Here is a 13,770-nt window from a genome sequence, read left to right on the forward strand (position 1 = left end):
CACGGTGACTCCGCGCAAGACCTCCGGCGGGAACCGGCCGGTCTCATCCGCCGCCCTCACCCGGGGGCGGCGGGTGCGGGAGGCCGTCACCGGCTACGCGTTCGTGCTGCCGGCCGTGGCCCTGTTCGCCCTCATGGGCGTCTACACGGTCGGCTACGGCCTCGCGCTCAGCTTCGCCCGCTGGAACGGTTTCACCCCGAACTGGACGTGGGTCGGGTTCGGCAACTACCTCGACCTGCTCTACCGCGATCCCGCCCATGCGCCGGCGGTCCACGGCGCCGCGCTCCACACCCTCGTCGTGGTCATCGCGGTGCCGCTGCTGACGGTCGCCGTCGGTTTCCCGCTGGCGGTCGCGCTCAACCGCATCACGTTCCTGCGATCGGCGTTCCGCACCGTCTTCTTCCTGCCCTACGTCACGACCGGCATCGCGGTGTACTACGCCTGGACGTACGTGCTGCAGCCGGACGGGTCGCTCAACTACATCCTCAAGCACCTGGGGCTGGGCACGCTTTCACAGCCCCAGGGATTCCTCGGCAACCCGACGACCGCCCTGCCCACCCTGATCGTGGTGATGTCGTGGGGGGCGATCCCGGTCGCGATGCTCCTGTACCTGACCGGCCTGCAATCGATCGACGGTTCGATCATCGACGCGGCGCACACGGATGGCGCGGGGAACCTCCGCACCGCGACGGCGATCATCTGGCCACTGCTGCGTCCCATCACGGCGGCGGTGGTGATGCTCAACATGCGCGACGCGCTGCAGGGCTTCCAGATCTTCCTCGTCATGACCTTCGGCGGGCCCGGCGGGCACACCAACGTGCTCGGCCTGGAGACGTACAAACTCGCCTTCTTCTCCAACCTGACCCCCACGCTCGGCCTGTCCAGCGCCTTGGGCTGGATGCTGTTCGTCGCGGCCCTGGTGCTGGCGGGGATCAACGTTCGCGTCCTACGGAGGCGCACATGACCGCCCCCACCCTCTCCGCCGACCGGGCCGCTCCCGCGGCCGACACGGTCCGGACGCCGTCCACCCGCCGCGGCGGGCGCTTCTCCGCTCGGACGGTGACGTACCTGCTGTTGCTGGTGTACGCGGTCGCCAGCGTGTACCCGTTCCTCTGGATGGCCTCCGCGGCGTTCAAGGACGGAAAGGAGATCCGCCTCAGCGGCCATCTGGTCCCGCACCACCCGACGTTGTCGACGCTCGGCCGCACCTGGACCGAGCTGCACTTCCTCCGGTACTTCGGCAACAGCCTGGAGGTGACCGCCGTCACCACGATCGGGGTGCTGGTGATCTACTCTCTGGCCGGCTATGCCTTCGGCGTGCTGCGATTCCCCGGCCGCAGAGCCCTCTACGGCCTTTTCATCGCGCTGTTGTTCGTGCCCGGCGTGACCGTGCAGTTGCCGGTCGTCCTCCTGCAGAGCAAGCTCGGCCTGCTCGGCACCCACCTCGGGATCATCCTGCCGTTCATCAACGGTACGGCGCCGCTGTCGATTCTCCTGCTGACCAACAGCTTCCGCGGTGTGCCGCGTGAATTGAGGGAGTCGGCGCGGTGCGACGGCGCGGGGGAACTGCGCACGTTCTGGTCGATCTACCTGCCGTGCTGCCGCCCGGCGCTGATCACCATCGCGGTGCTGACCGCGATCCCCACCTGGAACGAGTACGTCCTGACCCGCGTCTCCCTCAACAACCCGTCCACCTACACCTTGCCGATCGCGCTGCAGAGCCTGAATTCGACCACGTCTCCGCAGCAGAACGTGCTCATGGCCGCGTCACTGATCATCGTGGTGCCGGTCATCATCCTCTTCGTCCTGCTCCAGCGGTACTTCGTCAACGGCCTGCAAGGCGCGGTGAAGGGGTGACTCCCGCGCGTCGGGGCGGTTCTCAATCGGGGAGAGAGTCCAGTTGAAGATCTTGGTAACCGGTGCGGCCGGAATGCTCGGGCGCGAGGTGGTGGTCCGGCTGGTCGCCGACGGGCACAGCGTCCGCGCGCACGACCGCGTTGCGGCGACGGATGAGGCCGACGAGGTGATCGTCGGCGACCTGCGGGACGAACTGCACCTGGTGGAGGCGCTCGGCGGGGTGGACGCGGTGGTGCACGCCGCGGCCCTGCCGTCGCCGTTGAGCGACACGGAACACCGCGTCTTCACCAACAACGTCGAATCGGCCTACCACGTGTTCGACGCCGCGGGCCGTTCCGGGATCGGCCGGATCGTCAACGTCTCCAGTCTCTCCGCGATCGGGCTGGCGTGGGCGCGGCGTCCCGTCTCGCCGGAGTCCGTGCCGGTCACCGAGGCCCATCGGTACGTCGGCGAGGACGTCTACGGCCTGTCCAAACACGTGGGCGAGCTCATCGCCGCGACGGTCAGCCGGCGCTGGGACACCACGGTGGTGAGCCTGCGCTTCCCTTTTCTGGGGACCGGCGAGCGGCTACGGCACCACCTCGCGCGGGTGCACGCCGATCCCGGCCTCGACGCCGCCGCGCTCTGGGGCTGGCTGGACACCCGCGACGCGGCCGGCGCGGTGGCCGCGGCGCTGACCCGGCCGCTGGACGGCCACGTCCTGATCAACGTCGCCGCTCCGGACACCACCGCCCTCGTGCCGACCGCCGAACTGCTGCGGCGCTACCACCCGGCCACGCGGATCGACACCCCGCTCAACGGCTTCGAGGTCCCCTTCTCCACCCGGCGCAGCCGTGAACTCCTCGGCTTCACGCCGGTCCACGCCTGGCGTACGACGAAAGGCACAGCATGACCCCATCCTCCGGCAAGACGGCGCTCGTGGTCCGAGGCGGCTGGGACGGCCACCTCCCCATCGAGGCGAGCGACCGGTACGCGAAGGTACTCGAGCGAGGCGGATACGACGTGACCACGTCGGAGAGCCTCGACAGCTACCTCGACGCCGACCTGTTGCGGAACACCGACCTGATCGTCCAGTGCTGGACGATGGGCACGATCACCCACGAACAGGTCGCCGGGCTGTCCGCCGCGGTCCGCGCCGGCACCGGATTCGCCGGCTGGCACGGGGGCGTCATCGACGCCTTCCGCGACGCGACCGCCTACCACCTCATCACCGGCGGGCAGTTCGTGCACCACCCCAGGGGTTTCGTCGAATACGAGGTGCGGCCGGTCCCGGGGAAGGAGGAGCACCCCGTCATCGCGGGACTCGAAGCCTTCACGGTGCGCACCGAGCAGTACTACGTCCATGTCGATCCCACGATCGACGTGCTCGCGGTCACCGATTTCATCGACGATCCGGACCTGCCCGGCGCGGCGGGCACCACCGTGCCGGTCGCCTGGACCAGGCGGTGGGGAGCGGGACGGGTGTTCGTCACCACGCTCGGCCACGCGCCGGCCGATCTCGAGGTGTCGCAGACCCACGACATGATCACCAGGGGGCTGACGTGGGCGACTCGCTGAGGCTGGGGCTGGTCGGAGTCGGCCAGATCAGCGGCGCGTACCTGAAGACGCTGCCGCGCCTGACCAACGTCACGCTGACGATGGTCGCGGATCTCGACGGTGCCCGTGCCGCGGCCGTGGCCGCGCAACTGCCCGATGTCCGGGCGGTCACCCCGGAAGAGCTCTACGCGGCGGACGACGTCGACCTCGTGCTCAACCTGACGATCCCACGGGCGCACGCCGAGGTGGCCCACGCGGCGATCGCCGCGGGCAAGCACGTCTACGGCGAGAAGCCCCTGGCCGCGACCACCGAGGAGGCACGCGCGATCCTCACGGCCGCGGCCGAGGCGGGCGTCGCCGTCGGCTGCGCGCCCGACACGGTGCTGGGCACCGGCGTCCAGACCGCGCGGGCGAGCCTCGACGCCGGCGACATCGGCAGCGCCGTCGCGGCGACCGCCTTCATGGTCACCCCCGGGCACGAACGCTGGCATCCCGCCCCGGAGTTCTACTACCAGCCCGGCGGCGGTCCGCTCCTGGACATGGGGCCGTACTACCTCACGGCGCTGGTCACACTGCTCGGTCCGATCCGGCGCGTCGTCGGCATGTCCGCCACCCCGCGCGCGACTCGCGTCATCGGCAGCGGCCCCCGGGCGGGCACCCGCTTCCCCGTCCAGGTGCCCACGCACGTCACCGGCGTCCTCGAACACACCGGCGGTGTCCTGTCGACTCTGCTGATGAGCTTCGACGTCTGGGACGCGCAGCTGCCGCGAATCGAGGTCTACGGCACCGAAGGAAGCCTGTCGGTGCCCGACCCGAACGGCTTCGACGGGACGGTACGGATCTTCGAGGCGGGAGGAACCGGATGGGCGGAGGTGCCCGTGCGCGGCGGCTACCCTGACGCCGCGCGCGGCTACGGCCTCGCCGACATGGCGCGTGCCCTCGCAGAGGGCACCCGCCACCGCGCCGACGGCGAGCTCGCCTACCACGTCCTCGACGTCATCGAGTCGCTCCTCGAGTCGGCCGGTACGGGCGCCGCCGTCACGGTGGGCAGCACATGTGCCCGTCCGGCCGCCGTCTCCCCGGGCGCCCGCCCCGAACAGTCGTGAGGCAGACCGTCGCCGACCCGCTGACGTACATCAGGAGGCTGCCATGCCCCGACCGATCACCTTGTTCACCGGTCAGTTCGCCGATCTGCCCTTCGCCGACGTCTGCCGGCTCGCCGCGCGATGGGGGTACGACGGCCTGGAGATCGCCTGCTGGGGCGATCATTTCGACGTCGAAGCGGCACTCCGCGACGACGAGTACATTCCCCGGCTACGGGAGACCCTCGACCAGCACGGGCTGCGCGTCTGGACGATCTCCTGCCATCTCACGAGCCAGGCGGTGTGCGACTCGATCATCGACGAGCGCCACCGGCGCGTCCTGCCCGACCGGGTGTGGGGCGACGGGCGACCCGAAGGCGTGCGGCGGCGCGCCGCCGAGGAGATCAAGAACACCGCTCGCGCCGCGGCCCGGCTCGGGGTGAGTACCGTCGTTGGATTCACCGGTTCGTCGATCTGGCACACGGTGGCGATGTTCCCGCCGGTGCCCCCCGAGATGGTCGAGCGCGGGTTCGCCGACTTCGCCGAGCGCTGGAACCCGATCCTCGACGTCTTCGACGAGGTCGGCGTCCGCTACGCGCACGAGGTGCACCCGGGCGAGATCGCCTACGACTACTGGACCACCGTACGCGCCCTCGACGCGGTCGGCCGCCGGCTGGCGTTCGGCCTGAACTTCGACCCCAGCCACTTCGTGTGGCAGGACCTGGACCCCGTCGGCTTCCTCTACGACTTCCGTGACCGCGTCTACCACGTCGACTGCAAGGAGTCCGTGAAACGGTTCGACGGGCGCAACGGGCGCCTCGCCTCCCATCTGCCCTGGGGCGACCCGCGCCGCGGCTGGGACTTCGTCTCCACCGGCCACGGCGACGTCCCCTGGGAGGCCTGTTTCCGCATGCTCAACAGCATCGGCTACGACGGCCCCATCTCCGTCGAATGGGAGGACGCGGGCATGGACCGTCTCGTCGGGGCCGCCGACGCCCTCGCCTACGTCCGCGCTCTCACCGCCATCGAGCCTCCTGCCACGGCGTTCGACGCCGCGTTCAGCTCCACCACGTGATCCGCTCCTGACAGGCGCCCCGGGATCAGCGACCGGCGATCTTCCGGGGCGCGACCGCGACACAGGTGGGCGTGGACACCGGGTAGTGCGCCGTGAGCGACGGTGCGCCGGTCGCCGGGTCGACGGTGAAAGCGGTCACGAGATCGCTGTTCTGGTTGGCCACATAGAGCCACCGTCCGGCGAGCGTGAACTGCCGCGGCCACGCTCCACCGCTCGGCCACTCGCCCACCGGACGCAGGCCGTCCGGCTCCGTGGCGAACACGCTGATCCGGTCGGCGCCCCGGACCGCCAGGTACAGGAAACGACCGTCGTCCGACAGGCCGAGATGCGAGGGGAGGTCGCCGTCGGCCGCGGCGATCGTCGCGGGCACGGTGCCGGTGACACGGGGGCCGTTCGCCGTCTCACTCAGAGTGATCAGCGCCGACGCCAGTTCACCTACCACGTACGCGCACGGCATCGACGGATGACGGATCAGCTGGCGTGGTCCGAACCCCGGTGGCAGTGACAGGCACTCGACCTGCTCGAGTCGGCCGGCGGCCGACAGCCGGTAGGCGCGGACCTCGTCGGTGCCCAGATCCACCGCGCTCACCGTGTCGTCGGCTCGACGCGGCACGGCCATGTGCACATGGGAGGCCTCCTGGCGCTCCGGATGCGGCCCGTGCCCGCGATGGCGCACCAGGTCCACACGCTCGACCAGCCGGCCCGCGTCATCCAGTTCGAAGACGGCGAGACTGCCCCCGCCGTAGTTGGCGCACAGCAGGTACCGCCGGTCCGGCGTCAGCGCCAGGTGACAAGGCGTCGCACCGCCGCTCGGCAGGACGCCCATCGGCCGCAACCGACCGTCCGGCTCGGCGCGCAGCGCGGTGACCGTGCCCTCGGTGAGCTCGTTGGCGGCGTAGAGCACGGGCAGAGCGGGATGCCATACCAGGTAGGACGGCGCGGGTACGGCGACCGAGCCCGCCGGCTCGAGCGTCCCGTCCCGGGGGTCCTGCCAGAACGTCGTGATGCCGATCCCGTGCCCGCCGGCCTCCTTCGTGTACGAGCCGACGCACACCAACCGGCCGGTACGGGATCGAGTGTCGTGCGGCAACGGCTCCGTCCTCTTCGTCGGCGGCACTCGTAGATCGTCCCAGACGACACCGACCGATCTCCCGGGCGGCCCCCTCCCCTCGGGAGAGGCGACTCGCCGGCCTCCGGATGGGAAGAATCGGAGGAGTGCGGGTTCGGACCGGTATCAGGGTCGAAGGCATCGTGCAGGGGGTCGGGTTCCGGCCGTTCGTGCATGGTCTGGCCACGGCTCTCGGCCTGGCCGGGCTCGTGGGAAACGACGCGGGCGGCGTGTTCATCGAGGTCGAGGGGGAGGACGACGCCGTCGACCGGTTCCTGCGCGGGCTGCGCGCCCCGCCGCCGCTGGCCGTGATCGAGCGGATCACGACCCGGCCGCTCCCGGCGGAGGGCGGCGGCGGATTCGCGATCGTCGGGAGCGACGCGGGCGGCCGGCGCAGCGCGCTGGTGTCCTTCGACTCCGCGACCTGCCCCGCGTGCCTGCGGGAGCTGCGGGACCCCGCGGACCGGCGCCACGGCTACCCGTTCGTCAACTGCACCGGCTGCGGGCCGCGGTTCACGATCGTGACGGACGTGCCGTACGACCGGCCGAACACCACGATGGCCGGGTTCGCCATGTGCGCCGACTGCGCCGCCGAGTACCACGACCCGGCCGACCGCCGGTTCCACGCCCAGCCGGTGTGCTGCCCGGCCTGCGGGCCACGGCTCGTCCTGCGGGACCGCGAGGGGCGCGAACGGGCGGGCGAGCCGATCGAGGAGGCGCGCGCGCTGCTCCGGCGCGGCGGGATCGTCGCGGTGAAGGGCCTGGGCGGCTACCATCTCGCCGCCACGGCCGCGGACCGGGCCGCGGTCGCGGCCCTGCGGGCCCGCAAGCACCGGGAGGACAAGCCGTTCGCGGTGATGGCCCCCGACCTGCCGTCGGTGCGCCTTCTCGCCGACCCGGAGCCCGCCGAGGAGACGTTGCTGACGAGCGCCGCCCGGCCGATCGTGCTGCTGCGGCGGAGGGCCGGCGCGCCGCTGGCCGAGGCCGTCGCTCCCGGCAACCGGTCGATCGGCGTGATGCTGCCGTACACGCCGATGCATCACCTGCTGGTGTCGGAGCCGTTGGTGATGACGAGCGGGAACGTCTCCGACGAGCCGATCGCCTACCGCGACGAGGACGCCCTCACCCGCCTGCGGGACATCGCCGACGCCTTCCTGACCCACGACCGGCCGATCCACGTGCGCACCGACGACTCGGTGGTCCGGGTCTTCCGGGGGAGGGAAATGCCGGTGCGCCGGTCCCGCGGCTACGTGCCGCGGCCGCTGCCGGTGCCCGCGGGCGGTCCGGCGGTGCTGGCCTGCGGGGCGGAGCTGAAGAACACCTTCTGCCTCGCCGAGGGCGGGCGCGCCTTCGTCTCGCACCACATCGGCGACCTTGAGAACTATGAGACGCTGCGGGCGTTCCGCGAGGGCGTCGGGCACTTCGAGCGCCTCTTCGCCATCGCGCCCGCCGTGCTGGCGCACGATCTGCACCCGGAGTACCTGTCCACCAAGTACGCCGTGGAACGGGCCGAGGAGCGGGAGCTGCCGCTGATCGGCGTGCAGCACCACCACGCGCACATCGCCGCCTGCCTGGCCGACAACGGGCACGCCGGGCCGGTGATCGGGGTCGCCTTCGACGGCACCGGGTACGGCGCGGACGGCACGCTGTGGGGCGGGGAGTTCCTCCTCGCCGATCTGACCGGTTTCCAGCGGGCCGGGCACCTGCGGCCGGTGCCGCTGCCGGGCGGCGCGACGGCGATCAGGGAGCCGTGGCGGATGGCGGCCGCGTACGGCGTGCCGGCCACGCTGGCCGTCGCCCGGCGCAACGCCGCGATGTGGGACCAGGTCGTCGCGGTCGGGCGGGCCGGCCTGGGCGCGCCGCCGACGTCCAGCGTGGGCCGGCTCTTCGACGCGGTCGCCGCCGTGCTCGGCGTGCGCGATCGGATCAACTACGAGGGCCAGGCCGCCGTCGAACTCGAGCAGCGCGCCGACCCGTGGGAGCGCTCGGCCTACCCGGTCCGGCTCGAGGACGCCGGAGACGGCGGTCCGTCGTTCGTCGTGCCGGGGGCCGAACTCGTCCAGGCGGTCGTCGACGACCTGCTCGCCGGCACGTCCGTCCCGGCCATCGCCGGGCGGTTCCACAACGCGGTCGGTGACCTGGTGGTGGCCGGAGCCGTACGGCTGCGCGAGGCGACCGGCCTGACCACGGTCGCGCTGTCCGGCGGGGTGTTCCAGAACCTCCTGCTGCTCGAGCGCGCCGTCACCGGCCTGGAGGCCGCGGGCTTCGCCGTGCTGGTCCACCACCGCGTGCCGCCGAACGACGGCGGCATCAGCCTCGGCCAGGCCGCGGTCGCCATCGCCCGCGCGGCCACGGAGCCGGCCGGTCCCACCTCTTAGGTCGCGTCAGCGCAGGCGGAGGGCGAGGAAGAAGTCGACGCGGTCCTCCAGGCGGGCGAGGTCGCGGCCGGTGAGCTCCTCGACGCGCTGGATGCGGTACCGGACCGAGTTGACGTGCAGGTGCAACCGGTCGGCGCACCTGGTCCAGGAGCCCGACACCTGCAGGAAGGTCTCCAGGGTGCGGATCAGGTCGGCGTGGTGGGCCTCGTCGTAGGCGTGGAGGGGGCCGAGCAGGCGGTCGCGGAACGTGATGCGGGCGTCGTCGGGCACGCTCGCGAGCAGCAGCGCGTGCGTGGCCAGCGCGTCCGGGCCGACGACGCGGACCGGGCCGGCGCCGTCGGCGGCCAGCCTGCGGGCGTGGCGGGCCTCGGTGACGGCGCCGCGCAGCCCCTCCACGGTGGCCGGCTCGCCGACGCCGACCGCGATGCCCCCGCCGGTGAGTCCCGGGGCCAGGACCGAGAGGGCCCGCCGGACCCGCCCGGCGAGGCCGTGGTCGGGCCCGGCGGCCGGGACCAGGGCGACGACCTCGTCCTCGAGCAGGCCCACGGCGGACCCGGCGGGCAGGATCTCGCGGAACAGCCGGTGCAGCTCGGCCGGGCGCACCGTGTCCCGGGCGCCGGCGGCGACGGCGACGAGCGTGGCGGCGGTGTCCAGCCCGGCGAGTTCGAGCCGGGGGAGGATCTCGGCGGCGGGGGCGTCGGCCAGGACGAGGCGGACGAGCTCCCGGGCCAGCCGGCTCGCGGCGTTCGAGCGTTCGCCGGAGCGGGCCCGTTCGATGGCCACGATGGCGGTCAGCTCGGCGGCAAGGGCCCGGCGCTCGGCGGGCCATTCGGTGCAGTCGCCCTCGCAGACCAGGAACCAGTCGGCGACCCGCGCGGCGCCGTCCGGGGACACGGCGAACATCGAGAGGCCCGGGCCCGGCAGCACGGCCGGCAGGCGGGGCGCCGTGAGGAAATCGCGGGTCAGGTCGGTGGGGGACAGCGAGCCCGGCAGCTCACCGGGGCCGGCGATCAGCCGGCCGGGCGGCGCCAGCACCCAGCACCGCATGCCCAGGTCGCGGCCGACCAGGTCGAGGAGCGGGCCGAGGCCGGCGCCCTCGGTGACGCCCGCCACCAGGGTGCGGTGGCGGCCCAGCACAGCGGTCAGGTCGGCGGCGCGGGCGGTGGACAGGCGCCGCATGACCTGTTCGGTCACGCTGGCGAAGGCGACGTCCTCCGGCACGCGGAACAGCGGCAGGCCGTGCCGGTCGCAGGCCTCGACGAGGTCGGCGGGGATGGTGGCGGCCTCGGCGTCCCAAGCGGCCAGCGCGGAGACCCGGGCCCGGGTCAGGGCCCGGACGAAGACCTCGGTGTCGGCGGGCCGCGTGCGCCACACGAGCCCCGACAGGACCAGCTCACCACCGCGCAGGTAGCGGCCGGGGTCCTTCAGGTCGGTCGTGACCACCCAGCGGATCGTCCGGTCCAGCTCGTCCTGCCCGGTGATCAGTTCCAGCCGCAGATCCGGGATGGCCAGCAAGGTCCGCAGCCGCACGACCCGGCTCCCTTCATCGTCGATCGCTGGGCACCCGGCGGTAAAACCGGCGGCCGAGACTGGAGGAACCTACAGAAGACCATGAAACCGGACGATTCTGCTTCGGAGGTCCTGCGTCTCGACCTACCCAGACCGCGCTGTGTGTACTGGCCGGAACGGGAGAGGAGAGATGGTGGGAGCGGAGGGGTGGATCCCCCGGGAGGCGGACCTGCTGACCTGCTGCGCCTCCCGCCGTTGGGCCCGTACGGTCGCGGCCGGGCGGCACGGCGATCCGGCCGCGCTGCGGGCCGCCTCCGCCCGTGCTCTGGCCGAGCTGGACTGGGAGGACGTCATGGAGGCACTGGCCGCCCACCCCCGGATCGGGGACCGCGTGGCCGGGTCCGGGCAGGAGGCCCGGTGGTCCCGCGGCGAGCAGTCCGGGCTGGACACCGCGGCCGAGGATGTCCGGCGGGCGCTGGCCGAGGGCAACCGCGCGTACGAGAAGCGCTTCGGGCACGTCTTCCTGGTCTGCGCCACCGGATGCCGCGCCGCCGAACTGCTCGCCCGGCTGCGGGCCCGCCTGGGCAACGACATCGGGACCGAACGCCGGGTCGTCCGCGCCGAGCTCTCGAAGATCGTCGATCTCCGCCTCACCAGGTTGGTCAAGGAAGAAGGGCGCTGAGGGATGTCCCTGTCCACCCACGTACTCGACGCCGAGGTCGGACGGCCGGCCGCGGGCGTGCCGGTGCGGCTGGAGAGCCGCGCGCCCGACGGGTCCTGGCAGCCGGTGGCCGCGGGCCGTACGGACGCCGACGGCCGGCTCGGGGACTGGCCGGCCCCGGGCGCGGGCGTCCACCGGCTGATCTTCGAGACCGAGGAGATCTCCGCGTTCTATCCCGAGGTGACGGTGGCGTTCCGGATCACCGAGCCCGATCGGCACCACCACATCCCCCTCCTGCTCAGCCCGTACGCCTACTCCACCTACCGGGGGAGCTAGCGATGAGGCTGGGCCCGAACCGGTACGGCAAGGCCGAGACCCGCGTCGTTCGGATCACCAGGGACGGCGGTCTGCACGGCATCAAGGACTGCAACGTCGGCGTCGCCCTGTCCGGGGACATGGCGGCGGCCCACCTGGCCGGCGACAACGCGGCGGTGCTGCCGACGGACAGCCAGAAGAACACCGTCTTCGCCTTCGCCCGCAAGTACGGCATCGCCGAGATCGAGGAGTTCGCGCTGCTGCTGGCACGGCACTTCGTCGACTCGCGGCCGAGCGTCCACCGCGCGCGGGTCGCGATCGAGGAGTACTTCTGGGACCGGATCCCGGGCGAGGACGGCACGGACGGTACGGGACACTCCTTCGTCCGCTCCGGCCGCGAGACCCGCACCTGCGTCGTCCACTACGACGGACCGTCGCGGCGGGTCACGGTCGTGTCCGGCCTGACGGGGCTGACCGTCCTGAACTCCACCGGCTCGGAGTTCCACGGCTTCGCCGAGGACGAGTACACGACGCTCCCGCCGACGCGCGACCGCGTCCTCGCCACCGAGGTCCGCGCCGCGTGGCGGCACCGGGCCGAGCACGACGGGTACGCCGCGTCGTACGCGCGGGCGCGCCGGGCGCTGCTGGCGGCCTTCGCCGGAACGCACAGCCTTTCTCTGCAGCAGACGCTGTACGCGATGGGCTGCCGGGTACTGGAGGAGTGCGGGGAGATCTGCGAGATCCGCCTGTCGATGCCGAACAAGCACCACTTCACGGTCGACCTGACGCCCTTCGGCCTCGACAACCCGCAGGAGGTGTTCTTCGCCGCCGACCGCCCGTACGGCCTGATCGAGGGCGCGGTCCTCGCCGACGACGCCCCCGACGCCGGATTCGCCTGGGAGTAGCGGATGGACTTTCTACACCCCACGACCTGGGAAGAGGCCCTCACAGCGAAGGCCGAGCGCCCGGACGCCCTGCCGATCCAGGGCGGCACCGACGTCATGGTCGAGCTGAACTTCGACCTGCGCCGCCCGTCGGCGCTGCTGGACCTGGGGCCGGTCCGCGAACTCGCCCGCTGGGAGACGCTGCCCGACGGGACCGTCCGCGTCGGGGCGGGCGTGTCGTACGCCCGGCTGATCACCGAGCTGGGCGACCGGCTGCCCGGCCTGGCCCAGGCGGCCCGTACGGTGGGCTCCCCGCAGATCCGGACGCGTGGCACGGCCGGCGGCAACCTCGGCGCGGCCTCGCCGGCCGGCGACGCGCATCCGCCGCTGCTGGCGACGGACGCGGTCTACGAGGTCGAGTCGGCGGCGCGCGGCGTCCGGCTGATCCCGGCCACCGACTTCTACCTCGGCGTGAAGCGCAACGCGCTCGAGCCCGACGAGCTGATCCGCGCCTTCCGGACGGCGCCGGCCGCGGGCCCGCAGTACTTCTCCAAGATCGGTACCCGCAACGCGATGGTGATCGCGGTCTGCTCGTTCGCCGTCGCGCTGTTCCCGGCCGAACGGCGGGTCGGCACCGGGCTCGGCTCCGCCGCTCCGACGCCGCGCCGCGCGTACGCGGCCGAGGAGTTCCTGGCCGCCGAGGCGGACTGGGACGCCGATCTGGACGACGTGGTGGCCGAGCGCTTCGGCGAGCTGGTCCGGACGGCCGCGAGCCCGATCGACGACGTGCGCGGTACCGCCGAGTACCGCCGGCACGCGCTCGGCGTGCTGGCACGCCGGGCGCTGACCTGGGCGTGGCACGACCATCGGAGAGGAGCCCGCGAATGCGCGTGACGTTCACCGTCAACGGCCGTGAGGAGGTCGCCGACGACGTGTGGGAGGGCGAGAGCCTGCTCTTCGTCCTGCGCGAGCGTCTCGGCCTGCTCGGCGCGAAGAACGCCTGCGAGCAGGGCGAGTGCGGCTCCTGCACGGTCTACCTCGACGGCCTGCCGGTCTGCGCGTGTCTCGTCGCGGCCGGGCAGGCGCAGGGCCGCGAGGTCCGGACGGTCGAGGGCCTGGCGGGCCCGGACGGGCTCGCGCCCGTCCAGCGGGCGTTCGCCGAGTGCGGCGCCGTGCAGTGCGGTTTCTGCACGCCCGGCCTGCTCGTGCAGGCCGACGACCTGATAACGCGGGTGCCCGACCCCTCCGACGCGGAGATCCGCGAGGCGCTCGCGGGCAACCTGTGCCGCTGCACGGGGTACGAGAAGATCCTGGACGCCGTGCGACGTGCGGCCGAGCTGAAGGCCGCGATCCCATGACCGAGCG

At 72.6% G+C, this 13,770-nt stretch carries 14 protein-coding genes; 12 read left to right on the forward strand and 2 right to left on the reverse strand.

What is annotated here, in order from left to right:
* Positions 1-4: 4 nt before the first annotated feature.
* From AB0K82_RS01205 to AB0K82_RS01230, 6 genes are read left to right on the forward strand one after another with little or no spacing between them, the layout of a single operon-like run.
* Positions 5-964 (forward strand): sugar ABC transporter permease, encoded by a 960-nt coding sequence (locus AB0K82_RS01205; RefSeq protein ID WP_364391262.1) that lies wholly within the window; start codon positions 5-7, stop codon positions 962-964.
* Positions 961-1,857: a carbohydrate ABC transporter permease gene (locus AB0K82_RS01210; protein ID WP_364391264.1), complete on the forward strand. Its 897-nt coding sequence runs from the start codon at positions 961-963 to the stop codon at positions 1,855-1,857. The genes AB0K82_RS01205 and AB0K82_RS01210 overlap by 4 nt, the downstream gene beginning before the upstream one ends.
* Before the next feature lie 43 nt (positions 1,858-1,900).
* Positions 1,901-2,749, forward strand: coding sequence for an NAD(P)-dependent oxidoreductase (locus AB0K82_RS01215; protein ID WP_364391266.1), 849 nt, complete (start codon positions 1,901-1,903; stop codon positions 2,747-2,749).
* Positions 2,746-3,414: a ThuA domain-containing protein gene (locus tag AB0K82_RS01220; protein WP_364391268.1), complete on the forward strand. Its 669-nt coding sequence runs from the start codon at positions 2,746-2,748 to the stop codon at positions 3,412-3,414. The genes AB0K82_RS01215 and AB0K82_RS01220 overlap by 4 nt, the downstream gene beginning before the upstream one ends.
* Positions 3,399-4,499 carry a Gfo/Idh/MocA family oxidoreductase gene (locus tag AB0K82_RS01225; RefSeq protein WP_364391270.1) on the forward strand — a complete coding sequence of 367 codons (1,101 nt, stop codon included), beginning with the start codon at positions 3,399-3,401 and terminating at the stop codon, positions 4,497-4,499. Before AB0K82_RS01220 ends, AB0K82_RS01225 begins: the two co-directional genes overlap by 16 nt.
* Before the next feature lie 43 nt (positions 4,500-4,542).
* Positions 4,543-5,550: a sugar phosphate isomerase/epimerase family protein gene (locus AB0K82_RS01230; RefSeq protein ID WP_364391272.1), complete on the forward strand. Its 1,008-nt coding sequence runs from the start codon at positions 4,543-4,545 to the stop codon at positions 5,548-5,550.
* 25 nt (positions 5,551-5,575) lie between these two features.
* Here AB0K82_RS01230 and AB0K82_RS01235 read toward each other — a convergent pair whose 3' ends face one another.
* The gene (locus AB0K82_RS01235) at positions 5,576-6,640 is read right to left on the reverse strand and encodes a lactonase family protein (protein ID WP_364391274.1); all 1,065 of its coding nucleotides are present in this window, start codon (positions 6,638-6,640) and stop codon (positions 5,576-5,578) included.
* A 125-nt stretch (positions 6,641-6,765) separates the two neighbouring features.
* Here AB0K82_RS01235 and hypF point away from each other — a divergent pair, with 125 nt between their 5' ends.
* Positions 6,766-9,036 (forward strand): carbamoyltransferase HypF, encoded by a 2,271-nt coding sequence (gene hypF / locus AB0K82_RS01240; RefSeq protein WP_364391277.1) that lies wholly within the window; start codon positions 6,766-6,768, stop codon positions 9,034-9,036.
* A gap of 6 nt (positions 9,037-9,042) precedes the next feature.
* Here hypF and AB0K82_RS01245 read toward each other — a convergent pair whose 3' ends face one another.
* Positions 9,043-10,566: a PucR family transcriptional regulator ligand-binding domain-containing protein gene (locus AB0K82_RS01245; protein ID WP_364391280.1), complete on the reverse strand. Its 1,524-nt coding sequence runs from the start codon at positions 10,564-10,566 to the stop codon at positions 9,043-9,045.
* A gap of 169 nt (positions 10,567-10,735) precedes the next feature.
* Here AB0K82_RS01245 and uraD point away from each other — a divergent pair, with 169 nt between their 5' ends.
* From uraD to AB0K82_RS01270, 5 genes are read left to right on the forward strand one after another with little or no spacing between them, the layout of a single operon-like run.
* On the forward strand, positions 10,736-11,227 hold the full coding sequence (gene uraD / locus AB0K82_RS01250) for a 2-oxo-4-hydroxy-4-carboxy-5-ureidoimidazoline decarboxylase (RefSeq protein WP_364391282.1): 492 nt from the start codon (positions 10,736-10,738) through the stop codon (positions 11,225-11,227).
* Positions 11,228-11,230: 3 nt separating this feature from the next.
* Entirely contained in the window at positions 11,231-11,542 is a 312-nt protein-coding gene (gene uraH, locus AB0K82_RS01255; protein ID WP_364391284.1) for a hydroxyisourate hydrolase, read from the forward strand.
* Positions 11,543-11,544: 2 nt separating this feature from the next.
* A complete protein-coding gene (pucL, locus tag AB0K82_RS01260; RefSeq protein ID WP_364391286.1) occupies positions 11,545-12,426 on the forward strand; it encodes a factor-independent urate hydroxylase in 882 nt (293 codons plus the stop codon).
* 3 nt (positions 12,427-12,429) lie between these two features.
* Entirely contained in the window at positions 12,430-13,299 is an 870-nt protein-coding gene (locus tag AB0K82_RS01265; protein ID WP_364391288.1) for an FAD binding domain-containing protein, read from the forward strand.
* Positions 13,290-13,763 (forward strand): (2Fe-2S)-binding protein, encoded by a 474-nt coding sequence (locus AB0K82_RS01270; protein WP_364391290.1) that lies wholly within the window; start codon positions 13,290-13,292, stop codon positions 13,761-13,763. The genes AB0K82_RS01265 and AB0K82_RS01270 overlap by 10 nt, the downstream gene beginning before the upstream one ends.
* The last annotated feature ends 7 nt before the right edge of the window (positions 13,764-13,770 follow it).

The organism is Actinoallomurus sp. NPDC052274 (assembly GCF_040679475.1).
In the GTDB taxonomy this organism is placed as follows: domain Bacteria; phylum Actinomycetota; class Actinomycetes; order Streptosporangiales; family Streptosporangiaceae; genus Actinoallomurus; species Actinoallomurus liliacearum.

What these genes read in the sequence shown, in the direction of transcription:
- AB0K82_RS01265 (WP_364391288.1), top strand. Translation starts at nt 12,430, where the DNA reads ATGGACTTTCTACACCCCACGACCTGGGAAGAGGCCCTCACAGCGAAG.
- uraH (WP_364391284.1), top strand. Translation starts at nt 11,231, where the DNA reads ATGTCCCTGTCCACCCACGTACTCGACGCCGAGGTCGGACGGCCGGCC.
- AB0K82_RS01270 (WP_364391290.1), top strand. Translation starts at nt 13,290, where the DNA reads ATGCGCGTGACGTTCACCGTCAACGGCCGTGAGGAGGTCGCCGACGAC.
- pucL (WP_364391286.1), top strand. Translation starts at nt 11,545, where the DNA reads ATGAGGCTGGGCCCGAACCGGTACGGCAAGGCCGAGACCCGCGTCGTT.
- AB0K82_RS01230 (WP_364391272.1), top strand. Translation starts at nt 4,543, where the DNA reads ATGCCCCGACCGATCACCTTGTTCACCGGTCAGTTCGCCGATCTGCCC.
- AB0K82_RS01210 (WP_364391264.1), top strand. Translation starts at nt 961, where the DNA reads ATGACCGCCCCCACCCTCTCCGCCGACCGGGCCGCTCCCGCGGCCGAC.
- AB0K82_RS01220 (WP_364391268.1), top strand. Translation starts at nt 2,746, where the DNA reads ATGACCCCATCCTCCGGCAAGACGGCGCTCGTGGTCCGAGGCGGCTGG.
- uraD (WP_364391282.1), top strand. Translation starts at nt 10,736, where the DNA reads ATGGTGGGAGCGGAGGGGTGGATCCCCCGGGAGGCGGACCTGCTGACC.